The following is a 25,331-nucleotide window of genomic DNA, read 5'->3' on the forward strand; positions in this document are numbered from 1 at the left end:
CTCGAAAAGCAAATCCCCCTCGATCCCCCTTTTTCAAAGGGGGAAGACAATCGACCGTGCAAGGCCGGGAGTATCGGCTGCGACGATGAGCGTTACGGTTGGCGTTGCCGCCGTTGCCGCCGTTGCTGCCGATGCCGCCGATGCCGCTATTGCCGCCATTGCCGCCGACGCTGCCGTTGCTGCCGTTGCCGCCGTTGCTGCCGTTGCTGCCGTTGCCGCCGTTGCCGCCGCTGCTGCCGCTGCTGCCATTGCCGCCGATGCCGCCGATGCCGCCGATGCCCCCGACGCGCCTATGTCGCCGTTGCTCTCGCCGTTGCCGTTGCTGTTCCCCCCTTTGGAAAAGGGGGGCAGGGGGGATTTGCTCCACCCCACGCAAACTCACAAACCCAGCATCCCCAGATTCGCCCAAACCGGTCAAAATGCGCCGATAGCGCCGCAACCGCAGCGCCATGGACGCCCGCGATGACCGACTCCGCCAAAGCCGCGCAACGCGCCGCCGTATTGCGCCAGCAGCTCGAAGACGCCAACTACCGCTACCACGTGCTCGACGATCCCAGCATTCCGGACGCCGAGTACGACCGCCTGCTGCGCGAGCTCGACCAGCTCGAGGCCGCGCATCCCGAGCTGCTCACGCCCGATTCGCCGACCCAGCGCGTCGGCAACGCGCCGTCCTCGGCCTTCGCCGAGGTCCGTCACGCGATTCCGATGCTGTCGCTGGGCAACGCCTTCAGCGACGAGGAAGTCGCCGACTTCGAACGCCGTATCGAAGAGCGCCTGGAGCGCAGCTCGCCGAGCTTCTCGGTCGAGCCCAAGCTCGACGGCCTGGCGATCAGCCTGCGCTACGAACACGGCCGCTTCGTCCAGGGCGCGACCCGCGGCGACGGCGCCACCGGCGAGGACGTGACCGCGAATCTGCGCACCGTCAAGGCGATCCCGTTGCAGCTGCGCGGCAAAGGCTGGCCGGAGGTATTGGAAGTGCGCGGCGAGGTCTACATGCCGCTGGCCGCGTTCAAGGCCTACAACGAGCGCGCGCTCAAGGACGGCGGCAAGGTCCTGGCCAATCCGCGCAACGGCGCGGCCGGCTCGCTGCGCCAGCTCGATCCGCGCATCACCGCGCAGCGTCCGCTGGCGTTCTACGCCTATGCGGTCGGCATCGTCGAAGGCTACGAGCTGCCGGCCACGCATTCGGCCACGCTGGCGCAGTTGCGCGAGTGGGGCTTCCCGGTCAGCGCCGAAAGCGATGTGGTCGCCGGCACCCAGGGCCTGCTCGGCTATTACCGCCGCATCGGCGAAAAGCGCGACAAGCTGCCGTTCGACATCGACGGCGTGGTCTACAAGCTCGACGACTACACCGGCCAGCGCGAGATGGGCTTCGTCTCGCGCGCGCCGCGTTGGGCGATCGCGCACAAATTCCCGGCGCAGGAACAGGCGACCACGGTCGAATCGATCGAGATCAACGTCGGCCGCACCGGCGCGGTGACGCCGTGGGCGCTGATGGCGCCGGTGCAGGTGGGCGGCGTGGTCGTGACCCGCGCCACCTTGCACAACGCCGATCAGGTCGCGCGCCTGGACGTGCGCAACGGCGACACCGTGATCGTGCGCCGCGCCGGCGACGTGATCCCCGAGGTGGTGCGGGTGGTGATCGAACAGCGCCCGCCCGGCACCCGGGCCTGGGCCATGCCCGAGACCTGTCCGCAGTGCGGCTCGGAGCTGGTGCGCGAGGAAGGCGAGGTGGTCTGGCGCTGCTCGGGCGAGCTGATCTGCCCGGCTCAGCGCAAGGAAGCCATCATTCATTTCGCTTCGCGCCGCGCCATGGACATCGAAGGCCTGGGCGAGCGTTATGTCGAGGTGCTGTCGGACCTGGGTTATGTGCAGTCGGTGGCCGATCTGTACAAGCTGGGCCTGGACGACCTGCTGGAGATGAAGCGCCGTGCGGACGAGCGCGACGGCACCACGCCGGAAACGGTCAAGGCCGGTAAGGTCGCGACCAAGTGGGCCGACAATCTGATCGAGGCGATCGACCACAGCCGCGCGACCACGCTCGAACGCTTCCTGTTCGCGCTCGGCATCCAGCACGTCGGCGAGAGCACCGCCAAGGCGCTCGCGGTCTGGTTCGGCGATCTGGCCCTGATCCGCCATCTGCCCTGGCCCATGTTCAAGCGCGTGCCGGACATCGGCGGCGAAGTCGCGCGTTCGCTGGGCCATTTCCTGGACCAGCCCGGCAACCAGCAGGTGATCGACGACCTGCTCGCGCGCGGCGTGACCATTACCGACACCCATGAGCCTACGCCCAAGCTCGCTCCGGATCTGAATCTGGCGACCCTGTTGGTGGATATGGAAATTCCCAAGGTCACCCGCATCCGCGCCGAACAGCTGGCCGCCGCGTTCGCGGATGCGGCCAAGCTGGCTGCCGCGCCCGAGCACGCCTACGTCACCGCCGGCCTGCCCGCCGACAGCGCGCAGGCCTTCGCCTTGTGGCGCGACGACGCCGACAACGCGGCCCTGCTGCAACGCGTGGGCGCGGCGTTGGCGCAACTGCAGGCGCGCCTGCCCGATGCGGCCGCGGCGGCCGCGGCCGCCGGCCCGCTGGACGGCCAGACCGCCGTGCTCACCGGCAGCCTCAGCGCCTTGTCGCGCGATCAGGCCAAGGATCACTTGGAAGCGCTGGGCGCCAAGGTCGCCGGCAGCGTGTCCAAGAAGACCAGCTTCGTGGTCGCCGGCGAGGCCGCCGGTTCCAAGCTCGACAAGGCCCAGGAGCTGGGCGTGCCGATCTGGGACGAGGCGCGGTTGCTCGCGTTCCTGGCCGAACACGGCCGCTCGGTCCCGTGAGCGAGACCGGCGCACGCGACTGGCGGCCATCGGCGAGCTTCGAGGCGCTGCGCCTGCGCGCGGCGCTCAATGCGCGCATCCGCGAATTCTTCGCCCAGCGCGGCGTGACCGAGGTCGAGACCCCGGTGTTGTCGATGGCCGGCAACACCGACCCCAACATCGCCTCGTTCTCGCTGCAGTTCAGCGGCCGCACCGACGGCGCGCCGCGCACGCGCTGGCTGCGCACTTCGCCCGAATACCCGCTCAAGCGCCTGCTCGCGGCCGGCTTCGGCGACTGTTACGAACTCGGCCGGGTGTTTCGCGACGGCGAGGCCGGCGGCCGCCACAACCCCGAATTCAGCATGCTCGAGTGGTACCGGCTGGGCTACGACCATCAGGATTTGATCGCCGAGACCGCCGAACTGATCCAGGCCGCGTTGGCCCTGGTCGGGCGCGAGGCGGCGCTGGAACGCGTGGCCTATCGCGAGCTTTATCAACAGCGCCTGGGTCTGGATCCGCTGAGCGCCGACGAAGCCGAATTGCGCGCCGCCTTGGGCGAGCTGGTGATCGATCCCGAAGACCTGGGGCGCGACGATTGGCTGGATCTGCTGATGACCCACCGCCTGCAGCCCGGCTTCGCGTCCGATCGCCTGCTCGCCGTCTACGACTACCCGGCCTCGCAGTGCGCGCTCGCGCGCGTGCGCGCCGGCGAGCCGCCGCTGGCCGAGCGCTTCGAGCTTTACCTGGGGCCGCTGGAACTGGCCAACGGCTATCACGAACTCGCCGACGCGCACGAACAGGGCGTGCGCTTCGCACGCGACCTCGCGCTGCGCGCGCAACGCGGCGCGCCCGCGCCGCCGCGCGACGAGGCGCTGCTGGCCGGCCTCGCCGCCGGTCTGCCGGACTGCGCGGGCGTTGCGCTGGGCGTGGACCGTTTGCTGATGGCGATGCTGAACGTTCCGCGCATCGCCGATACCTTGGCCTTCGATTTCGCGCGCGCATGACAAGCCTGAACGCAGAGCGCAAGTCGGCGCAGTTGCAAGATGTTTTGATTGACCATTCAGGTGCGCGGGGTAGAGTGATCGCGTATCGCAAGGGGGAGCTCGCAATGCGCACAGGTACTGCCGCGGCACTGTCGTTGGCGCTGGTCTTGATGGCCGGCGCGGGCGACGCCATGGCCCAGGCCGGCGGCGAACGGCTGTACGGCGACCGCGTGCTGCGTTGCGAATCCGATGGCGAAACCCCGCGCCAATGTCCGGCCGACACCACCGGCGGCGTGCGTCTGGCGCGGCGCCTGTCCGACAGCGACTGCGTCGAGGGCAAGGGCTGGGGCGTGAATCGCAGCGGCGTCTGGGTCGCGCGCGGCTGCAGCGCCGACTTCGTGCTCGGCCAGGGCGGCAGCGGCCGCGACAGCCGCAGCGGCGATCGTGTCATGCGGTGCGAATCCAAGGGCGGGCGCTGGAATCACTGCCGTGGCAACAGCGCCAATGGCGTGCAGCTGGTGCGCCAGTTGTCCAAGCGCCCCTGCATCCGCGACCAGAACTGGGGTGTGGACGCCCAGGGCCTGTGGGTGTCCGGCGGTTGCCGCGGCGAGTTCCAAATGCTGTCCGACGGCGCCACCGAACCGGTGGCCGTCGCGCCGCGCGGCAAGGTGGTGCTGTGCGAATCGATCAAGAGCCAGGCCCAGCGCTGTGCGGTCGAGACCGGCGCTGGCGTGCGCCTGCACAAGCAGCTCTCGCGCTCGCAATGCGTGGAAGGACGCAGCTGGGGCTTCGATGGCAACGGCATCTGGGTCGAAGACGGCTGCCGCGCCGAGTTCGAAGTCGATACGCCGCGCGGCGGCTGAGGCCCCACCGCGGCGCCGTCGCCACCTGCCATAAGTCCGGGCGACTGCCGCCCCCTGCGCGCGGCATACTTGCGCCCATGCGCGCCGCTGTCCGGCCGCGGCCCCGGGACTCGTTAAGCGGCAGATAAACGCATCCGAATCGGGTCCGGCGCGGTGCCGAAATCTTGAGCCTGCGTTAAGCGGGCGTGGATAAAGTTGCAGCCAACTGACAAAGGAGTGACGGACATGTTCGTACGCATCGTTTCCTGTTTCGCCCTGGCGCTGGGTTTCAGCGCGACCGCACAGGCGGCGCCGCAATACGATTCCGGTTACTACGGCGGCGGTCAGCAGACCATCCGCTGCGAGTCCGACGACGGCCGCAACCGTCAGTGCTATGCCGACACCCGCGGCGGCGTGCGCCTGGTCCGCCAGTTCTCCAAGTCGCAGTGCATCCAGGGCAGCACCTGGGGCTACAACCGCGACACCATCTGGGTCAGCGGCGGTTGCCGCGCCGAGTTCGAACTGGGCCGCGGCGGCGACGGTGGCTGGAACGGCGGTGGCGGTTGGAACGGCGGCGGCAATAACGGCGGCAACAACGGCGACACCGTGCGCTGCGAATCCGACGACGGCCGTTACCGCACCTGCGCCATCGGCGGCAACCGCGCGCGCCTGGTGCGCCAGCTTTCGAAGTCGCCCTGCGTGGAAGGCCAGAGCTGGGGCTCGCAACGCGGCAGCGTGTGGGTCAGCAACGGCTGCCGCGGCGAGTTCAGCAGCGGCCGCGGCGGCGGTGGCTGGAACGGTGGCGGCTGGAACGGCGGCAACAACCAGTGGCGCACCGTGGTGTGCGAATCCAACGACGGTCGCGAGGGCCGCATGCGTCGCTGCAATACCAGCATCCGCGACGGCGCGCGCCTGATCCGCCAGAAGTCCAAGGGCGCCTGCATCGAAGGCCAGACCTGGGGCTGGGATCAGAACGGCATCTGGGTGCAGATGGGCTGCCGCGGCGAGTTCAGCGTGCGCTGATCGCCCGCGCCAGCGCTTGAGTACGACGGGCCCCGCGGCGACGCGGGGCCCGTTTTCGTTGGCGCCTTCGCGCGGCCGCAACCAGGGCCTGGCGCGGCTGCGATAAACTGCGCGCATGAACGACATCGACTTCGACCGCTACGACCGCATTCGCCCGATCCGCTGGACCGGCGACGCCCTGGAACTGCTGGATCAGCGCCGCCTGCCGTTCCACGTCGAATACGTGCGTTGCCAGGACAGCGACGCGGTCGCGGCCGCGATCCACGCCCTGACCGTGCGCGGCGCCCCGGCGATCGGCATCGCCGCCGCCTGGGGCGTGGTGCTGGCCGCGCGCGATATCCAGGCCGACGACGGCGCCGGCGCACTGGCCGCGCTGGAACCTGCGCTGCAGCGGCTCAACGCCGCGCGTCCGACCGCGGTCAACCTGGCCTGGGCGCTGGCGCGCATGCGCCGCAGCCTGAGCGGGGCTGGCGCCGATTGGCGCGCCACGCTCGCGCGCGAGGCCCAGGCGATCGCCGACGAGGACCTGGCCGCCAACCGCCGCATGGGCGCGCTGGGCGCGGCCCTGATCGCGCCCGGCAGCGGCGTGCTCACCCATTGCAACACCGGCTCGCTGGCCACCGCCGGGTTTGGCACCGCGCTGGGCGTGATCCGCGCCGGTGTCGCCCAGGGCCGCATCGACCAGGTCTACGCCGGCGAGACCCGGCCCTGGCTGCAGGGCGCGCGCCTGACCGTGTGGGAGCTGCAGCAGGACGGCATCGCGCCGATCCTGATCGCCGACTCCGCCGCCGCGCATCTGATGAAGAGCGGGCGCGTGCAGTGGGTGGTGGTCGGCGCCGATCGCATCTGCGCCAACGGCGACACCGCCAACAAGATCGGCACCTACCAGCTCGCGATCGCCGCGCGCCACCACGGGGTCAAATTCATGGTCGCCGCGCCGTCCTCGACGGTCGACATGGCCACCGCCTCGGGCGAGGCGATCGAGATCGAGGAGCGCGATCCCGGCGAGCTGTTCGCGGTCGGCGGGGTGCGCACGGCGGCCGAGCAGGTCGGCGCCTGGAACCCGGTGTTCGACGTCACCCCGCACGAACTGATCGACGCCATCGTCACCGAGCGCGGCGTAATCGAGCGTCCCGACGCGCAGGCCATGCGGGCCGCGTTCGCGGCCTGATCGCCGCGCCTGTCGCGCGGCTGCGCCAAAGCCTGGAAAAGCACCCGCAAGTGCTTGTTTCTGCGTGGGAATCGGGCCGCTGTCCGACCCCGTTTCGTGCTATCATTTCCTGTCCTTTTGATGCCGCCTTGAGCGAGCTGCAGAACAGGCCCGCACGGGCAGGTTTCGCCGCCGTCCGGGGCGCCTAGCAAAACCGCTCAGCACGGAACCCTGATGGCCGAACTCGCCAAGGAAATCATCCAGATCAATCTCGAAGACGAGATGCGTCGCAGCTATCTCGATTACGCCATGAGCGTGATCGTGGGCCGCGCGCTCCCCGACGTCCGCGATGGTCTCAAGCCGGTGCACCGCCGCGTCCTGTACGCGATGAGCGAGCTCGGCGCGCACAGCAACAAGCCCCATTTCAAGTCGGCGCGTATCGTCGGCGACGTGATCGGTAAGTACCACCCGCACGGCGATCAGTCGGTCTACGACACGCTGGTGCGCATGGCCCAGCCGTTCTCGCTGCGTTACCTGCTGGTCGACGGCCAGGGCAACTTCGGTTCGGTCGACGGCGACTCCGCCGCCGCGATGCGTTACACCGAATCGCGCATGGCCAAGCTCACCCACGAGCTGATGGCGGACATCGACAAGGAAACCGTCGACTTCCAGCCCAACTACGACGAAAAGGAACTCGAACCCACGGTCATGCCGACCCGGGTGCCGAACCTGCTCGTGAACGGCTCGGCCGGTATCGCCGTGGGCATGGCGACCAACATCCCGCCGCACAACCTGTCGGAAGTGATCAACGCGACCATCGCCCTGATCAACGATCCGGAGCTGGACGTCGACGGCCTGATGGAATACATCCCCGGCCCGGATTTCCCGACCGCGGGCATCATCAACGGCACCGCCGGCATCATCGCCGCCTACCGCACCGGCCGCGGCCGCGTGCGCATGCGCGCGCGCGCCGACATCGAGGTCAACGAGGACACCGGTCGCGAGGCGATCGCGGTCACCGAGATCCCGTATCAGGTCAACAAGGCGCGGCTGATCGAGAAGATCGCCGAGCTGGTCAAGGAAAAGAAGCTCGAGGGCATCAGCGAGCTGCGCGACGAGTCCGACAAGGACGGCATGCGCATCTTCATCGAGGTCAAGCGCGGCGAATCGGCCGAGGTGGTGCTGAACAATCTGTATCAGCAGACCCAGATGGAGTCGGTGTTCGGCATCAACATGGTGGCGCTGGTCGACGGCCGCCCGCAGTTGCTGAACCTCAAGCAGATCATCGAGGCCTTCATCCGTCACCGCCGCGAAGTGGTGACCCGCCGCACCATCTTCGATCTGCGCAAGGCGCGTCAGCGCGCGCACATCCTGGAAGGCCTGACGGTAGCGCTGGCCAACATCGACGAGATGATCGAGCTGATCAAGACCTCGGCGAATCCCAACGAAGCGCGCGAGCGCATGCTGGCCAAGACCTGGGAACCCGGCCTGGTCGGCGCGCTGCTGGCCGCCGCCGGCGCCGAGGCCTCGCGTCCGGACGATCTGCCGGCCGGCGTCGGTTTCGCCGACGGCCGCTACCAGCTCACCGAGGCCCAGGCCAGCCAGATCCTGGAAATGCGCCTGCACCGCCTGACCGGTCTGGAGCAGGAAAAGCTCACCGACGAGTACAAGCTGCTGCTGGAGACCATCCGCGGCCTGATCGAGATCCTCGAAAATCCCGACGTGCTGCTGGAAGTGATCCGCACCGAGCTGCTGAACCTGAAGGAAGAGTTCGGCGACGCGCGCCGCAGCGAAATCCGCGCCAGCGAAGAGGATCTCGACATCCTCGACCTGATCGCGCCGGAGGACGTGGTGGTCACGCTGTCGCATTCGGGCTACGCCAAGCGTCAGCCGGTCAGCGCCTATCGCGCCCAGAAGCGCGGCGGCAAGGGCCGCAACGCGGCGGCGACCAAGGACGAGGATTTCATCGACAAGCTGTGGTTGGTCAACACCCACGACACCTTGTTGACCTTCACCAGCTCCGGCCGCGTGTTCTGGCTGCCGGTGCACCAGTTGCCGGAGGCCGGGCCTAACGCGCGCGGCCGTCCGATCATCAACTGGCTGGCGCTGGAAGCCGGCGAGCAGGTCCAGGCCGTGCTGCCGGTGCGCGAGTACGACGACCAGCACTTCGTGTTCTTCGCCACCCGCAAGGGCATGGTCAAGAAGACGCCGCTGACCGAGTTCGCCTATCGACTGGCGCGCGGCAAGATCGCGATCAACCTCGACGAGGGCGATGCCCTGGTCGATGTGGCCCTGACCGACGGCCAGCGCGAAGTGATGCTGTTCGCCAGCAACGGCAAGGCCGTGCGCTTCGCCGAAAGCGGTCGCGAGGACGAGGCGGACAGCGCCGACGAGTCGGCCGAGATCGAGGGCGCCGAGGACGGCGTCGAGGCCGAGGCGGCGGGTGAGGGCGAAGGCGCCGACAAGTCCAAGCGCGGCAAGGGCGGCGTTCGCTCCACCGGCCGCAACAGCCGCGGCGTGCGCGGCATCAAGCTGGCTTCGGGCGAGATGGTGGTCAGCATGATCGTGATCGACGGCGACGGCGACATCCTCACCGCCAGCCAGCGCGGCTACGGCAAGCGCACTCCGGTCGAGGAGTATCCGTGCAAGGGTCGCGGCACTCAGGGCGTGATCGCGCTGAAGACCACCGAGCGCAACGGCGCCCTGGTCGGCGCGATCCAGCTCAGCGATCACCACGAAGTGCTGATGATCTCCGACGGCGGCACCCTGGTGCGTACGCGCGCGGCGGAAATCTCCCAGGTCGGCCGCAACACCCAGGGCGTGACCCTGATGCGTCTGGCCGAAGACGAGACCTTGCAGACCATCGAGCGCGTCGATGCTTCGTTGGAAGACGACGCGGACGAGAGCGGCGATGGCCTGCCGCCGATCGCGGATGCGGGCGACAAGGCAGGCGACGCGCCCAGCCCGGAAAGCTGATCCGCGGCCCGCGCTTGCCACGAGAACGCCACCTGCGGGTGGCGTTCTCGTTTGCGGCGTCCGGACGACGCGTCGCCGATCGGGATCGTAGCGTGAGCGTTCGTGTGGTTCGCGCATGCAGCGCGACGCTCAAAAGAAAAACCCCGGCCGAAGCCGGGGTTTTTTTATCGCATAGCCGTCGCCGAGCCGTTCCTTGGCCCGGATCGGGCAATCAGAACGTGATGCTCCAGCTGTCGATCTTGCCGGTGTCGAGCGAAGCGTTGTCGTTGACGCGCAGCTTCCAAGTGCCGTTCAGTGCTTCGCTGGTCAGGTTCTTGGTGAAGGTGCCGGTCACGTTGTCGGCGCTGCCGCCGGTGCGGTTGTGGATGTTGTACAGCGTGCCGTCCGGCGCGACCAGATCGACCTTCAGATCACCCTTGTAGGTGTGCAGGATGTTGACGGTGATCGAAGCGTTGCTCGGACCGTTGCCGGTACGACCGGAGACCGAGATCGGGCTTTCGACCGTGCTGTTGTCGGCGATCGGGAAGTCCGTGCCGTTGCTGTAGGTCTGGGTGCCGCCGGTGCCGCCGACCGTGACCGTGGAGGTCTTGGTGTTGGTGGCGCCGTTGTTGTCGGTCACCGTCAGGGTCACCGTGTAGGTACCCGCCGTCGTGTAGGTCTTGCTGGGGTTGGTGGCGGTGGAGGTGGTGCTGTCGCCGAAGTTCCAGCTACGCGAGGCGATGGAGCCGTCGCTGTCGGTGGAGGTATCGGTGAAGGCCACGGTCAGGCCGCTGACCGACGAGGTGAAGTTCGCCACCGGGGGAGCGTTACCGCCGCCTGGGCAGTCGACGCCGACCAGCGCGAAGGCCGCACTCACGTCGGCGACGTTGTAGCCCAGATCGGTGGCCGCGGTCTCGACGCCGCAGGAGCCCTGGATGAAGTTGGTGCTCGCCGTCCAGTACAGCTGGTTGGCGCGGGCGAAGGCCTTGAACGCCTTCTGCGTATCCCAGCCCGAGGTGGTCGCCAGCTTCCAGAACGCCTTGTTGTACACGCCGGACGAGTAGTGCACGTCCATGCCGTTGGTGTAGTTCGAGGCGTGGCCGATCGAGCTGCCGTCCTGCGGCGGGTTGGCCATGTAGCGCAGGGCGCCGGTGGCCTTGAAGATCTGCGCGCCGACCAGGAAGTCGTTCGTGCCGTTCATGTAGTACTCGGCGGCTTCGCCGGCCATGTCGGAGAACGCTTCGTTGATGCCGCCGGACTGGCCGGAGTAGGTCAGGTTCGAGTTCTGCTCGGTGAAACCGTGCGAGACCTCGTGCGCCGACACGTCCAGGCTGACCAGCGGGTAGAAGGTCGAGCCGCCGTCGCCGAAGGTCATCGCCGAGCCGTCCCAGAACGCGTTCTGGTAGCTGTTGCTGTAATGCACGCGCATGGTCAGCTGGAAGCTCAGCGGGGGCACGCCCACGTAGGCGCCGTACATGTCGTAGACGACCTTGCCGAAGTAGTGCGCGTCGTTGAGCGGCGAATAGGCGCCGTTGATGGTCTTCACGGTGTTGCGCGGGCAGGTGTAGGAGAACGCCGTGCTGCCGGTGGTGCCGTGATTGAGGTTGACCGTCTTCACGTTGGCGTTGTTCATGGTGCAGGTGCTGCCGCTCTGCGCCACGTCGAGGAAACCGAAGTTGGTGCCGTACTCGTACTGGCCGGTCTTCTGGTTGCCGCCGGGGCCGGTGCCGTTGGCGTGTGCCAGCGCGTCCCACTGCTTGAGCACGCGGCCGTCGTTGGCGTCGACGATCACGAACGGACGCGTCGGCGAACCGCCCTTGGCGGCGTCGGCGAAGTACGACACGACATAGGCCAGGTGGGCGCGGCCGCCGTCGTCGACATAGATGACCTGCTCGGTCTTCTCGTCGCGGGTGCCGAGCAGGCCCTGACGGTTGCCCAGGCCGGCGCGCTTGCCGACGCTCAGCGCCTGCGACTTGGCCAGCTTGGGCGTGACGCTGGGCACGTCGGCGTCGATGCCGTTGATCATCTGACCGAACAGCGTGCGCACGTTGCCGTTGGCGTCTTCGCTGACGACCATCTGCTCGCCGAAGATCCGCACGCCGCGATGGCTCTGCTGATAGCGGTAGTGGCGGGTGCCGTCGCGGTCGGCCTTGATCGCGACCGCCTTGAGCGTGGACTGCGTGTCCAGCGCCAGCAGCTCGGCGTGACGCGCACCGGCATCGGCGCTGGCGCCGACGCTGGCCGCGGCCGCGCGATACTGCTGATTGAGCTGGTTGACGTTGCTCTGGTGCAGATCGACGCGTTGCGCCGCATCGGCCGCGCCAGCGGCCAGGACCAGGGCGGCCGCGGCCGCGAGTGCGTGCAGTTTCGGTACGGAATGACGATTCACTGGTGTTACCCCCGAAGCTAGTGTTGTTGGTCGGGCCGCGGTCGCGGCCGGCTCACTGCAGGTGGTGCATCCGCCCCCTGTCACCAACACGCCCTGGCCCTGCGCACTCGATCGTCCTTGTGCGTGCGGTAGGTCGTGGGTCTATCGGATGCCGCCGCGATGTCCTTCGCGACGGCGGAGCGACGCTAGGCCGGGGTGCAAATTGGGGTCAAAGCTGTGGAACTAAGTCACATTCGTTAAGGAATGAATGCGTACTGATGCAGTGCATGGCGCTTGCATCTGAAACCGTTTTTTTGCCGTATTTGGCGCGTGAATCCGGATTTCACGAGACCGCCATCGGATTGTAATAATGTTTTAAATATATTGTTGCAATGCACAAGGATTATGCGCGGTGCGGGTGGGGGTTTTGTCGCCTGAATGCGTTGATGATCTTATCCAGCGAAATCAAAGGCTTTCACGCTCACTAACATGAACGAGTAAGCGGTCTTGATTATTTTCAGCTAGATAATCAATCGTCGAATGTGACCTAATTCCGCGCATAAGCGTGGGGGCTATTCCAGTTACGGCAGGAGCCGGTCTTCGCAGACGCTGACGGGCCCGGCGATGCGGATTCAGCGGGTGTCGGCCGCGACCGCGACGCCGCGGAAGTCCGGCCTCCGTCCTCCAGCCAGGCACGGCCAGACCTCGACCACCGATCTGGTGCGCCTGGTGCACGGTCGCTAACCTGACCGCATGCCCCGCGCGCCCCACGCTTCGATCGAGATCCCGGCATTCGGACCGGCCGGCGCGCGGCGGCTGGGTGGAGGGCGCCGCGCCGATCGGGCCGGAAGCGACCCACGTTGATGGGCCGCGACGACAGCGATACCGCCTGCGGCGACGCCGACGCCGACGTCGCGAACGAGGTTTGCGCCGATCCCGGACGGCGCCAGGCGCTGCGGGTGCTTGCCACCTGCGCCGCGCTGGGCGTGTCCGGCTGCGCGCGCGAGTCGCCGGACCGCGACGAACGCCGTCTGCGCGATATCGGCGGCATCGACGAAATCGAAGTGGGGCGCGTGCTCAGACCGAACTCGGTGGCCGCGGTCGTGGCGGCATTGCGAAGCGGTCCAGGCGCGGTGTCGATCGGCGGCGCGCGTTGCAGCATGGGCGGCCAGATCGCCGCGGACGGATCGTTGCATCTGGACATGCGCGGCTTGAATCGCATGGTGTGGCTGGACCCCGCGCAGCAGCGCGTGCGCGTGCAGACCGGCATGTCCTGGCGCGAGTTGCAGGAGCTGATCGACCCGCACGGTCTGGCGGTTTCGATCATGCAAAGCTACAGCAACTTCAGCATAGGCGGCTCCCTCTCGGTCAATTGCCACGGCCGCTACGTCGGCAAGGGCAGCCTGATCCACAGCCTGCGCGCGCTTCAGCTGATCGACGGCGACGGGCAGGTGCACGAGCTCAGCCGCGAGCGCGACCCGCGGCTGTTCCATGCGGCGGTGGGCGGCTATGGCGGACTGGGCGCGATCACCGAGGCCGAGTTCGATCTCAGCCTCAACCATCGCATCGTGCGGCGCGCCGAGCGGGTGGCCTTGGACGAGTATCCGGCCTGGTTCGCCGAACGCGTGCTCGCCGATCCAGCCAGCGTGCTGCACAACGCCGACTTGCTGCCGCCACGCTTCGACGCGCCGGTCGCGGTGACCTGGAGCCGCTGCGCAGAGCCGCTGACCGTCGATGAACGCCTGATCGCGCGCAATGGCGACTACCGCCGCGACCGCAAACTGATCTGGAGCGCGTCCGAATTGCCGGGCGGCCCCTGGATGCGCGAGCGATACTCGGTCGAGAGGCTGCTACGCGAGCGCGAGGTGGTCTGGCGCAATCGCGAAGCCAGCCTGGACATCGCTTCGCTGGAGCCGAGCACGCGGCGCTATTCGACCTATCTGCTGCAGGAGTACTTCGTGCCGGTCCCGGCCTTCGCCGAGTTCGCGCGCGCGCTGGCGCGGCTCCTGCGCGACTTCGAGGTGCACGCATTGAACGTTTCGATCCGGCATGCGCCCGCGGATCGGCAATCGCTGCTGAGCTGGTCGCCGACCGAGGTGTTTTCGTTCGTGCTCTATCACAAGCAGCGCAGCGGCGCGCGCGCCGACGCGGTCGCCGGGCAATGGACGCGGCGCCTGATCGATCTGGCCCTGGATCACGGCGGCCGCCACTATCTGCCATACCGCCTGCATGCCACGCGCGAGCAGTTTCTACGCGGCTATCCGGCAGCGCCGACGTTCGCGGCGCTCAAGCGTCAGATCGATCCGCGAGGACGTTTCCGCAATCGGATGTGGGACAAGTACTTGCCGAGGTGAGGGCGGGCTCGTCGGGCGATGCCGCCGTGGCGCTTCCCGCTGGCGCAAGAGAAACCCCGGCCGTGGCCGGGGTTTCGGTGGGATCCGGAGCCGGGCGCGCGGGCCCGGTCGCGGCGCATCAGAAGGTGATGCTCCAGTTGTCGATGTAGCCCACGTCCTGGCCGGCCCGGTCGGCCGCGCGCAGGCGCCAGGTGCCGTTGAGCGCTTCGGTGGACAGGTTCTTGACGAAGGTGCCGCTGACGTTGTCGGCGCTGCCGCCGCTGCGGTTGTGGATGTTGTAGACCGAGCCGTCCGGCGCCAGCAGGTCCACGATCAGGTCGCCCTTATACGGATGGACGATGTTGACCGAAATCGAAGCGTTGGACGGGGCGTTGCCGGTGCGGCCGGAGACCACGATCGAGCTGCTCACGCCGGTGGCATTGTTGTCAGGAATGTTGACGTCGGTGCCGTTGGTGTAGGTCTGCGCGCCGCCGGTGGAAACCGTGACGGTGGCCGTCTTGGTGTTGCTGGCGCCGTCGTCGTCGGTGACGGTCAGGGTGACGGTGTAGGTGCCGGCCGTCGCGTAGGTCTTGCTGGGGCTGGTGGCGGTGGAGGTGGTGCCGTCGCCGAAGTTCCAACTGCGCGAAGCGATCGTGCCGTCGCTGTCAGTGGAGGCGTCGGTGAAGCTTACCGTCAGGCCGCTGGCCGAGGAACTGAAGTTGGCCGTCGGCGCGACGTTGGCGCCCGGGTCGGCGCGGAACGCCGCCATCGCCGCCTTGGTCTGCACCAGCACGCGCTGGTTGTGGCTGAGGTTGGTGTTGCCCATCGGCACGCCGTTATAGCTGACGTCGGGGTTGGACCAGTAGTTCAGGCGCGTGCAGGCGGCGCCGCTGCACTGGTAGGCCATGATGGTGCGCCAGCGCGTGCCCGTGGCCGGTGCGTACTGGTAGCCGTGGCCGTAAGCGTAGGGCGTGCTGCTGGGGTCGTTGGTCGGATCGTGGCGCGCCGACAACAGGTGGCCGATCTCGTGGGCGAAGCTGTAGTAGCCGGTCGCGCAATCCCAATACACCGTCGCGAACGCGCTGGCGGCGTTGGAGCCGATCGAACTGGCGCGGCCGCAGTTGCTGTCGTCGTCGATGACCAGCACATTGACGTCGGCGGCGTTGGCGTCGCGGCTGGCATGCACGTCGTCCATGTAACCGTCGCTGGTGCCCGCGAAACGCTGCACGTCGGTGGCGTGGCCGTCGCCGACCGAGGTGTATTGCACCGTGCGGTAGTTGGCCAGGACCATGTTGATGCCGACGTTGGAGTTGACGTAGCCCTGGTTGCTCTCGGCCACGGCCAGTTCGATCAGCGCTTCCATGTCGCCGCCGTACGCGGCGACCGCCTGGTTGGTGGCGACCACCTGGACGCGGATGGTGGCGGTGGCACCGGGGTCGATCGCGGCCGCGCCGACCAGGCCGCCGCCGCTCACAGCGCGCGCCGCGGCGGCGCGCATGTCGATCTGCGGCATGCCGGCTTCGTTGTAGTCGGCCGCGTGATCCGGCGGCAGGCGGCTTTCGTCGACTTCGATCACCGCGTTGCTGCCGTCGGGCAGGGACTGGATGCGGTACAAGGTGCCGTCGACGCGCACGTTGCCGGTGATGCGGTCGCCGTGGCGGACCAGGGCCACCGAGTTGCGTTCGTCGACACGCACTTCGCGGGAGCCGCGCAAGGCCGCGGCGCCGCGCGAATCGCGCAGACGGCCGAGCCAGACGGTGTTGCCGCGCTCGGTCTGGTGCGCGTCGTCCAGCGTGGCGGTGACCAGGCGCGAGCCCAGGCGCAGTTCGATCTCGCGGTTCTGCGCGCTGACCACCGAGGCGTCGGCGCGTTCGATGCGCAGGCTGCGGGTGGGGGCGGCGTGCGACAGCTGCTGGGCGGTGGCGAGCGCGGCGCGTTGCGGAGCCGGCGCCTGTCCGACGAACAGCGGCTTGGCCGCGAACGCTGGGGCGCTGGCGATGGACAGGAGCAGGGCGGCCTGGGCCAGGCGCGCTGCATGCTTACGGGTGGTCATCGGGTTCTCTCTCCCTGGTCGGCCGGGGCGCGGCCGCGTCGATGGCGATCCCTGGCGCGGCGTCCGTGCTAGCCGATGCGCAGGGCGATGGCGGACGGATCGTCGATCCGGCCGTTTTCCAAGCTAGCCAACGAGGCGCCAGGGCGGGGCAGGGGAAACTAGTCGCGCCTGTACTCACAGTGTGATTCGAGTCATGCATTGGCACATGCGTCGCTGGCGCTGGATCGGCCCGACTTCGGTTTGAAACATTGTTCCAGGGTGTGAGGGGCGATTGCGCCGGGCGCTCGATGCGGCCGTCGTCGGCGTTCGGCAACGCCAGCAAAACGATGCCTGCGCATGGCCCGCAAATTGTCCTTATGGCGATGCTGGGCGCGCTCTATACTCGTCGCAACCCTAGGGGAGACGACATGGATAGCGTGGTGGGTGGTGCTGCATTTTCGTTCCGGCGCGTCGTGCGCGCGGCCGCTGGCTTGGCCTTGGCGCTGCTGGTGATCGGCGGGCCCGTCGCCTGCAAGCGCGACACCACCGGCCAACTGCCCGAGGTCAGCGGCGAGGCGATCAAGGCCAAGCGCGAGACCGTCGAGGGCTTCGGGCTGGTCGCGGCTTATCCCGATCAGAAAGCCGACGAGCAGCTCGCGATCGCCCTGGAATTCAGCCAGCCGCTGGTCGGCAGCCAGGCCTTCGACGACCTGATCGCGGTCGCCGACAAGAACGGCGCCGTGGTCAAGGGCAGCTGGGTGCTGGACGACGGCGGCAAGGTCCTGCGTTTCCCCCACGTCGAAGCCAGCAAGGATTACGTGGTCACCATCAAGGGCGGCCTCACCGCCGCCGACGGCGACCGCATCGGCAAGGCCGTCACCCGCAACGTCTACACCGGTCCGCTGGATCCGGTGGTCGGCTTCGCCTCGCAAGGCAGCGTGCTGCCGGCGCGCGAGAGCCGCGGCCTGCCGGTGGTGTCGATCAACGTCGCCGAAGTCGACGTCGAGTTCATGCGCATCAAGGACAAGGAACTGCCCAAGTTCTTCGCCGAGTACCAGCGCGGCGGCCGTCGCGGCAGCTGGGAGCTGGAGCGCGACTGGGACGACAAGACGCCGCTGTCCAAGCTGGCCGAGCCGGTCTACGTCAATCGTTTCGTGCTCGGCGGCAAGCCCAACGAGCGCGTGTTGACCTATCTGCCGCTGCAGGACATCGAGGAGCTGCAGAAGCCCGGTCTGTACTTCGCGGTGATGAAGCGCAGCGGCCAGTTCAAGGACGAGTTCGAGACCGCGTTCTTCACCGTCAGCGATCTCGGCCTGCACGCGCGCGCCTACAAGGACAAGCTGTTCGTGCACACCGCCTCGCTGGAGAACGGCGATGCGGTCGGCGGCGTCGAGCTCAAGGTGCTGGACGCCAATGGCGAGCCGGTGCTGAAGGGCGAGACCGATCGCAACGGCAACGTGATGCTGGCCTACAAGCTCGACGCCACCCAGGTGCTGGTGGCGCAGCGCGGCAGCGACGTGTCGATGCTGCCGTTCAACCAGCCGGCGCTGGACCTGTCCGAGTTCGCGGTCTCCGGCCGCGAGCAGGCCTGGTTCGACGTGTTCGCCTGGTCGGGTCGCGATCTCTATCGCCCGGGCGAGACCGTGCGCCTGTCGGCGCTGCTGCGCGATCAGGACGGCAAGCCGGTCGCGCTGAAGGGCAAGGCCTTGCAGCCGGTGTTCCTGCGCTACGTGCAGCCCGACGGCAAGACCTTCCTGGAAACGCGCCTGCAGCCCGACAGCCAGGGCTATGTGCGCCACGCCCAGGTGATTCCGGCCGACGCCGCGACCGGCCGTTGGCGGGTCGAGTTCCGCACCGATCCGGCCAGCAAGGAAGCGGTGCAGGGCATGACCCTGCGCATCGAGGAGTTCCTGCCCGAGCGCCTCAAGCTGGACCTCAACGCCCAGGCCACGCTGAAGCCGGGCGAGCCGATCAAGCTCGCCGTCGACGGCGCCTATCTCTATGGCGCGCCCGCGGCCGGCAACCGCTTCACCGCCAAGCTGGCGGTGATGGTGGAGCAGCATCCGTTGGAACAACTGCCCGGCTACTTCTTCGGCGACCCGACCCTGAGCCTGCCCAAGGAAGCCAAGGACGTGGTCGATACCGCGCTCGACGCCCAGGGCAAGTTGCAGCAGAGCGTGGCGCTGCCCAGCGAGGCCAAGCCGGTCAGCCCGATCGCCGCCATCCTCACCGGCAGCGTCTACGAAAGCGGCGGCCGCAGCGTCAATCGCAGCCTCAAGCGCGTGCTGTGGCCGGCCGATGCCCTGGTCGGCGTGCGTCCGCTGTTCGACGACAAGGAAGGCACCGATTCCAACGGCAACGCCGGTTTCGAGCTGACCCGCGTCGGCGCCGACGGCAAGCCGCGCCCGGCGCGCGGCCTGCGCGTGACCCTGATCCGCGAACACCGCGACTACCACTGGAACTACGACGCCGACGGCGGCTGGGACTACGACTTCAACCGCCGCTACGAAGACGTGCAGACCCGCAACGTCGACCTCGGCGCCTCGCCGCTGCGCCTGGATTTCCCGGTCGAGTGGGGCGAGTACCGCATCGACGTCTACGACCCGGCGACCCAGCTGACCTCGCGCTATCCGTTCAAGGCCGGCTGGAGCTGGGACGACCAGAACCGTGGCCTCGACGCGCGCCCCGACAAGGTCAAGATCGCGCTCGATAAGACCGCCTACAAGGCCGGCGACACCCTCAAGGTCACCCTGACCCCGCCGCACGCAGGCAAGGGCCTGCTGATGGTCGAAAGCGATCGCATGCTGTACGTGCAGGCGATCGACGTGAAGGCCGGCAGCAGCTTCGAGATTCCGGTCACCAACGACTGGGACCGCCACGACGTCTACGTGACCGCGCTGGTGTTCCGCGGCGGCAGCGCGCCCAGCAAGATCACGCCCGCGCGCGCGGTCGGCATCGCCCACGTGCCGATGGACCGGCGCGAGCGCACGGTCGCGGTCGGGCTCAACGTGCCCAAGCTGATGCGGCCGGAGCAGGACCTGCCGGTCACCGTCAGCGCGCCGCAGCTGGCCGGGCAGGAAGCCTATGTGACCGTGTCCGCGGTCGATGTGGGCATCCTCAACATCACCCGCTTCCCGGTGCCGGACGCGGCCGCGCATTTCTTCGCCCAGCGTCGTCTGGGCGTGGACGCCTACGACGTCTACGGGCGCGTGATCGAGAGCTTCGAGGGCGGCACCGCCAAGCTCCGCTTCGGCGGCGACGCAGCGCTGGAGGCTTTGCCACAGGCACGGCGCCCGACCGCCAAGGTGCAGACGGTGGATCTGTTCGCGGGCCCCGTACGCCTGGACGCCAAGGGCAATGCCCTGGTCAAGCTGGCGGTGCCCGATTTCAACGGCACCTTGCGGGTGTCGGCGCTGGTGTACTCCGGCGGCAAGTACGGCAAGCGCGACCGCGAGACCATCGTGCGCGCGCCGGTGCTGGCCGAGGCCAGCACGCCGCGCGTGCTCGCACCGGGCGACCGCAGCAACGTCACCCTGGACGTGCAGAACTTCACCGGCAAGCCCGGCGAGTTCGAGGTCAAGGTCGAGGGCATCGGCCCGCTGTCGCTGAGCGACGGCAACCGCAAGGCCAACCTGGGCGTGGAGGCCAAGACCACCTACACCTTCCCGATCGTCGCCCGCGAGGGCTACACGGTCGCGCAGGTGCGCGTGCGCGTGGAGGGCAACGGCTACAAGGTCGACCGGCGCTACGAGGTGCCGGTGCGGCCGGCCTGGCCGCAGGTCTTGCGTGCGCGCACCCAGGTGCTGGAGGACAACGCCTCGGTGCGCCTGGGCGCGGACTTCGCCGAAGGCCTGATGCCGGGTTCGGTGAACGCGCGCATGACGGTCAGCGCCTTGCCGCCGATTCCGTTCGCCAGCGCGCTGCAGGGCGCGCTGGAGTATCCGTACGGCTGCGCCGAGCAGACCACCAGCAAGGGCTATGCCGCGCTGGAGCTGGACGAGGCGACCGCCAAGATGCTCGGGGTCAAGGGTCTGGACGCCAAGCAGCGGCGCGCGCGCATGGAAGGCGCGTTCGGTCGCCTGGCGGCGATGCAGATCGGCTCCGGCCACTATTCGATGTGGGGCGACGGCGACTACGTCAATCAGGCGATCACGCCCTACGTGGTCGAGTTCCTGCTGGACGCGCGCGACGCCGGCTTCGCGGTGCCCGAGACGATGCTGCAGAAGTCGCTGAAGGTGCTCAACGAGGACCTGCTGTCGGGCGGCGCCCAGTTCTTCGGCTACGACCGCCGCGAACACCTCAAGTTCGCCTACCAGGCCCACGCCGGCTATGTGCTGGCGCGCGTCAACCGCGCGCCGCTGGGTACCTTGCGCGCGCTTTACGACAACGAGCGCAAGAACAGCGTGACCGGCCTGCCGCTGGTGCACCTGGGCCTGGCGCTGTCGATGCAGGGCGACAAGGCGCGCGGCAAGAAGGCGATCGCCGAAGGTTTCGCCAAGGACTCCAAGGACCGTCCGGAGTACCTGGGCGACTACGGCAGCCGCGTGCGCGACGACGCCTTGATGATCGCGCTGGTGCACGAGCGCGGCTACGCCACGCCGGCCTACGACGGCCGCGCGGTGCCGCTGGGCCTGGAGCTGGACGCGCGCCGCAACCGCGGTTGGCTGTGGCTGAGCACGCAGGAGCAGGTCGCGCTGGCGCGCCTGGGCAAGGCGCTGATGGCCGACCAGGCCAAGAGCGTGTCCGGCCAATGGAAGGTCGGCGATGTCGCCAGCGATGCCGGTGCGGCCAAGATCGTCGGCCGCCTGTTCGACTACGACGCGCTGGCCGCGGGCGTGAGCTTCGCGCCGGTCGGTCAGCCGCCGCTGTACGCGAGCATGGAAGTGGCCGGCGTGCCGCGCCGTGGGCCGGACCCGGACAGCTCGGTGATCGAGGTCAAGCGCAAGTACTACACGACCAAGGGCGAGGAGTGGGAAGGCGGCAGCCTGGAGGAGGGCGAGGCCCTGATCGTGCAGGTCAGCATCAAGGCCAGCCGCAGCATGCCCGATGCCCTGCTCACCGACCTGCTGCCGGCGGGCCTGGAGATCGAGAACTTCAACCTCGGCGACGCCAAGCAGTGGGCCGGCGTGGTGGTGGACGGCATCGAGATCTCCGACCGCGACGACGCCGCCGAAGTGCGCCACGAGGAGTTCCGCGACGACCGTTACGTGGCCGCGCTCAAGCTCGACGTCGGCGACACCGCGCGGGTGTTCTACTTGGTGCGCGCGGTCACGCCGGGCACCTACACCGTGCCGCCGTCGTTGGTCGAGGACATGTACCGTCCGGATCTGCGCGGCGTCGGCAAGGCGGTACCGGCGATGCTGACGGTGACGCAGCCGGGCAAGTGAGGTAGCGCCGCGGGCGGGCTCGCGGCGGCCCTCACCCCAAGCCGCGCCCCGGCCCGACTGCATGGCGGTCGGGCGTTCGGTGCAGCGCATGAGGCGTAACCAATGCTGTCCCTTCTCCCGCTGGCGGGAGAAGGTGCCCGTAGGGCGGATGAGGGAAGCGAGCGCCGCAGGCGTGAGTGCTTCCATTCCCAAGTACTTCCAGTAAACGAAAGCCGGTGAATCCAGTGAGCAGTACGGAACCTCCGGCGCCGGAGCGGCCCTCACCCCAACCCTCTCCCGCAGGCGGGAGAGGGGGCATAGGCGCGTGCAAGCGCTGGTGGCATCGCCTGCGCGCAGCGAAGTCCGACCCCGCAACGGCAACGACCGCGCTGCCGACGCCGCGCCGCTTCGGAATGAAGCTGCTGCTAACCGCGCTGCTGTTCGTCACCTCGGCGATGCTGCTCGATCTGGCCTTCCCGCTGCCGCTGCCGCGCGAGGGCCAGGCCGGCGCGGTGGTGGTCGCCGCCGACGGCACGCCGCTGCGCGCGTTCGCCGATCGCGGCGGCATCTGGCGGTACCCGGTGCGCATCGAGCAGGTCTCGCCGCTGTACCTGCAGGCACTGCTGAACTACGAGGACCGCTGGTTCTGGAAGCATCCCGGCGTGAATCCCTACGCCTTGCTGCGCGCGGGCGGGCAGTGGCTGGGCAGCGGCCGGGTGGTCTCCGGCGGTTCGACCCTGACCATGCAGGTCGCGCGCATCCTGGATCCGCATACGCGCACGCCCTGGGGCAAGCTCAAGCAATTGCTGCGCGCGCTGCAGTTGGAAACGCATCTGTCCAAGCGCGAGATCCTGACTCTCTATCTCAATCGCGCCCCGTTCGGCGGCACCGTCGAAGGCGTGGAGGCGGCGAGTTGGGCCTATCTGGGCAAGCCTTCGTCGCGCCTGTCGCATGCCGAGGCCGCGCTGTTGGCGGTGCTGCCGCAGTCGCCGAGCCGGCTGCGTCCGGACCGCGAACCTGAGCGCGCGCGCGTGGCGCGCGACAAGGTGCTGGCGCGCATGGCCGCGCTGGGCGTGTGGTCGCGCGCGCTGGTCGCCGATGCGCGCATCGAACCGGTGGTGGCGCGTTCGCTGCAACCGCCGCAGCACGCGCCCCTGCTGGCGCAGCGCCTGCGCTTCGAGCAGCCCAAGGCGACGCGGCTGACCTCGACCATCGACATCGAACTGCAGCGCACTCTCGAGGATCGCGTCGCGGCCTACTTCTCCAATCTGCCCGAGCGCACCTCGGCGGCCTTGCTGGTGATCGACAACGCCAGCCTGGAAGCGCGCGCCTACGTCGGTTCGGCGACCTTCGCCGATACCGCGCGCCTGGGCCACGTCGACATGGTCAAGGCCTGGCGCTCGCCCGGTTCGACGCTCAAGCCCTTCCTGTACGGCCTGGCCCTGGACGACGGCCTAATCCATTCCGAAAGCCTGCTGGTCGACGCGCCGCAGTCGTTCGGCGACTACCGGCCGGGCAATTTCGACGCGACCTTCAACGGGCCGGTGGGCGCGGCCGAGGCGCTGCGCCTGTCGCTCAATGTGCCGGCGGTGGATCTGCTGGATCGGGTCGGGCCCAGCCGCTTCTCGGCGCGGCTCGCGCATGCGGGCATCGAACTGCATTGGCCGCGCGGCGCGACCCCGAACCTGTCGATGATCCTGGGCGGCACCGGCGCGCGCCTGGAGGATCTGGTCGGCGCCTACGCGGCGCTGAACCGCGAAGGCCTGGCCGGACGCGTGCGCTACACGCCGGACGCGCCGCTGCTGGAACGGCGCTTGTTGTCGCCGGGCGCGGGCTGGATCGTGCGCGAAATCCTCGAGGCCAATCCGCGGCCGGGCGCCGTCGCCGATACCTTCGATACCTCGGGCCGACCGCGGGTGGCCTGGAAGACTGGCACCAGTTACGGCTTCCGCGACGCTTGGGCGCTGGGCAGCACGCGCCGCTACACGGTCGGGGTCTGGGTCGGGCGGCCGGACGGCACGCCCTTGCCTGGCCAGTACGGCGCGGTCACCGCCTTGCCGCTGCTGTTCGAGGTGGTCGACAGCCTGCCGCGCCAACGCGGCGACGGCGCGCTGAAGCCGCCGCCGGCGAACGTCGAGCAGATCGAGGTGTGCTGGCCGCTGGGCTTGCCGCCGGATCCGCAGGCGCCGCAGCTGTGCCAGAAGAAGCTGCAGGCCTGGACCCTGGACGGCTCGGTGCCGCCGACCTTCGCCGAGCGCGATGCGCGCCTGTGGAACGCGGGCGTCGAGCGTTTCCAGGTCGATGCGCGCAGCGGCCTGCGCCTGTCCGCCGATTGCAGCGCCTCGCATGCGCGCCGCGAGGCCAGCATCGCGCGCTGGCCGGCCCTGGCCTCGCCCTGGCTGGCCGCGGAAACCCGCCGCGCCTCGCGCCTGCCGGCGCTGGCGCCGGACTGCGCCGCCGATGGGCGCGACGCCAGCGAGGAACTGCGCATCGAGGGCCTGGCCGATCAGGCCACGATCGCGCGCGCGCCCGGCAGCGTGCATGCGCTGCGGCTGTCCCTGCGTGCGATCGGCAGCGCGGCGCGGATCCGTTGGTTGCTGGATGGGCGCCTGATCGGCGAGACCGAGGGCGACACCGCCTTCGCGCACGACTTCGGCGAGCCCGGCGATCATCAGCTCACCGCCTTGGCCGACAGCGGCGCCTGGTCGCGAGTGCGGTTCCGGGTGCTGCGCTGAGCTGGCTCGAATAGCGCGGTGTTCGTCCGGGCCTGAATCGCAAGCTCGTAACGACGGAGAATGGCACGCTGCAAATGCATCAAATGGACACTGCGCGTGTCTATTTGGCGCATGCGCGGTGAGATGTCTGTGCATGCCGTCCGATTCGTCACTCGACGCTAACCGCACGGCTGTTCCATTGCAGCGGCTGGCATGATCGTGGCGATGAGGCGATGGTGGAAAGCCGGCTGCCGTTGCGCGCCTCGCGCCTCCGTCACTACAGGATGTGCTCATGAACAAAATCACCGTGCTTGCTGTGCTGTCGATCGCCGCTTTGCCCGCGTTCGCGCAATCCTTGGGCGAGCAGAAGCAGTTGCTGCAATGGCAGGGCTGGCTGGATGCGAAGGTCTCGCTGTTCCAGGAAAAATGCGGCTATGCCCTCGGCGCCAAGCTCGATCCGAATCTGGTCGCGCCGTTCGTGGCGCAAAAGCAGGTCGCCTCGAACTATTGCCAGGCCGTCGCCGACGGCATGGCGCATATGTGCGACGACCCCACGTCCAAGGCGGCCATCGCGGCCAGGGTCAAGGCCTTGCGTTGCAGCCACAAACCCGGCGACCGCAACGGCAGTTTCAGCCTGGCCGCGGACGGCACGCTGACCTTCGCCTTCGATGTGGACACGCCGAACATTTCCGACAAGACCAAGGCGTATCTGGAAAAGACGTTGTAAGCGGGCATGCATGGCGGTTGGATCGCAACC

13 protein-coding genes and 1 pseudogene are annotated in these 25,331 nt (G+C 68.5%); 11 read left to right on the forward strand and 3 right to left on the reverse strand.

Annotated features, from left to right (window positions below; all coding sequences use genetic code 11):
- Positions 1–85: 85 nt before the first annotated feature.
- From ASD69_RS21695 to gyrA, 7 genes are all read left to right on the forward strand, one after another.
- Positions 86–466, forward strand: a complete 381-nt coding sequence (locus ASD69_RS21695; protein WP_157498992.1) for a hypothetical protein — start codon at positions 86–88, stop codon at positions 464–466.
- Positions 463–2,829, forward strand: coding sequence for an NAD-dependent DNA ligase LigA (gene ligA / locus ASD69_RS04530; RefSeq protein WP_056174445.1), 2,367 nt, complete (start codon positions 463–465; stop codon positions 2,827–2,829). Before ASD69_RS21695 ends, ligA begins: the two co-directional genes overlap by 4 nt.
- Positions 2,826–3,812, forward strand: a complete 987-nt coding sequence (gene epmA / locus ASD69_RS04535; protein WP_056174447.1) for an EF-P lysine aminoacylase EpmA — start codon at positions 2,826–2,828, stop codon at positions 3,810–3,812. Before ligA ends, epmA begins: the two co-directional genes overlap by 4 nt.
- A gap of 104 nt (positions 3,813–3,916) precedes the next feature.
- Positions 3,917–4,654, forward strand: coding sequence for a DUF3011 domain-containing protein (locus tag ASD69_RS04540; RefSeq protein WP_056174449.1), 738 nt, complete (start codon positions 3,917–3,919; stop codon positions 4,652–4,654).
- Positions 4,655–4,879: 225 nt separating this feature from the next.
- A complete protein-coding gene (locus ASD69_RS04545) occupies positions 4,880–5,656 on the forward strand; it encodes a DUF3011 domain-containing protein (RefSeq protein ID WP_056174452.1) in 777 nt (258 codons plus the stop codon).
- Between the two features lie 115 nt (positions 5,657–5,771).
- Positions 5,772–6,827 carry an S-methyl-5-thioribose-1-phosphate isomerase gene (mtnA, locus tag ASD69_RS04550; RefSeq protein ID WP_056174454.1) on the forward strand — a complete coding sequence of 352 codons (1,056 nt, stop codon included), beginning with the start codon at positions 5,772–5,774 and terminating at the stop codon, positions 6,825–6,827.
- A gap of 213 nt (positions 6,828–7,040) precedes the next feature.
- Complete coding sequence (gene gyrA, locus ASD69_RS04555; protein ID WP_056174457.1) at positions 7,041–9,782, forward strand: DNA gyrase subunit A; 2,742 nt, start codon at positions 7,041–7,043, stop codon at positions 9,780–9,782.
- A gap of 211 nt (positions 9,783–9,993) precedes the next feature.
- Here gyrA and ASD69_RS04560 read toward each other — a convergent pair whose 3' ends face one another.
- Positions 9,994–12,150 (reverse strand): M4 family metallopeptidase, encoded by a 2,157-nt coding sequence (locus tag ASD69_RS04560; protein ID WP_082576261.1) that lies wholly within the window; start codon positions 12,148–12,150, stop codon positions 9,994–9,996.
- Positions 12,151–12,992: 842 nt separating this feature from the next.
- Here ASD69_RS04560 and ASD69_RS04565 point away from each other — a divergent pair.
- Positions 12,993–14,483 carry an FAD-binding oxidoreductase gene (locus tag ASD69_RS04565; RefSeq protein WP_082576262.1) on the forward strand — a complete coding sequence of 497 codons (1,491 nt, stop codon included), beginning with the start codon at positions 12,993–12,995 and terminating at the stop codon, positions 14,481–14,483.
- A 118-nt stretch (positions 14,484–14,601) separates the two neighbouring features.
- Here the strand turns inward: ASD69_RS04565 and ASD69_RS22610 are convergent, their stop codons facing one another.
- On the reverse strand, positions 14,602–15,231 hold the full coding sequence (locus ASD69_RS22610) for a PKD domain-containing protein (RefSeq protein ID WP_235567177.1): 630 nt from the start codon (positions 15,229–15,231) through the stop codon (positions 14,602–14,604).
- A pseudogene (locus tag ASD69_RS04570) lies at positions 15,217–16,515 on the reverse strand (M12 family metallo-peptidase); the annotation flags it as partial. The pseudogene ASD69_RS04570 and the gene ASD69_RS22610, both read right to left, overlap by 15 nt.
- Positions 16,516–16,922: 407 nt before the next feature.
- Between ASD69_RS04570 and ASD69_RS04575 the strand changes: the two are divergent.
- The 3 genes from ASD69_RS04575 (at position 16,923) to ASD69_RS04585 (ending at position 25,301) form a co-directional block, all read left to right on the forward strand.
- Entirely contained in the window at positions 16,923–21,881 is a 4,959-nt protein-coding gene (locus ASD69_RS04575) for an alpha-2-macroglobulin (RefSeq protein WP_056174458.1), read from the forward strand.
- A gap of 392 nt (positions 21,882–22,273) precedes the next feature.
- Positions 22,274–24,595: a penicillin-binding protein 1C gene (gene pbpC / locus ASD69_RS04580; RefSeq protein WP_082576263.1), complete on the forward strand. Its 2,322-nt coding sequence runs from the start codon at positions 22,274–22,276 to the stop codon at positions 24,593–24,595.
- A 271-nt stretch (positions 24,596–24,866) separates the two neighbouring features.
- Positions 24,867–25,301: a hypothetical protein gene (locus tag ASD69_RS04585; protein ID WP_056174460.1), complete on the forward strand. Its 435-nt coding sequence runs from the start codon at positions 24,867–24,869 to the stop codon at positions 25,299–25,301.
- Positions 25,302–25,331: the final 30 nt, after the last annotated feature.

It is taken from the genome of Lysobacter sp. Root604, from assembly GCF_001427505.1.
Lineage (GTDB): Bacteria > Pseudomonadota > Gammaproteobacteria > Xanthomonadales > Xanthomonadaceae > Lysobacter.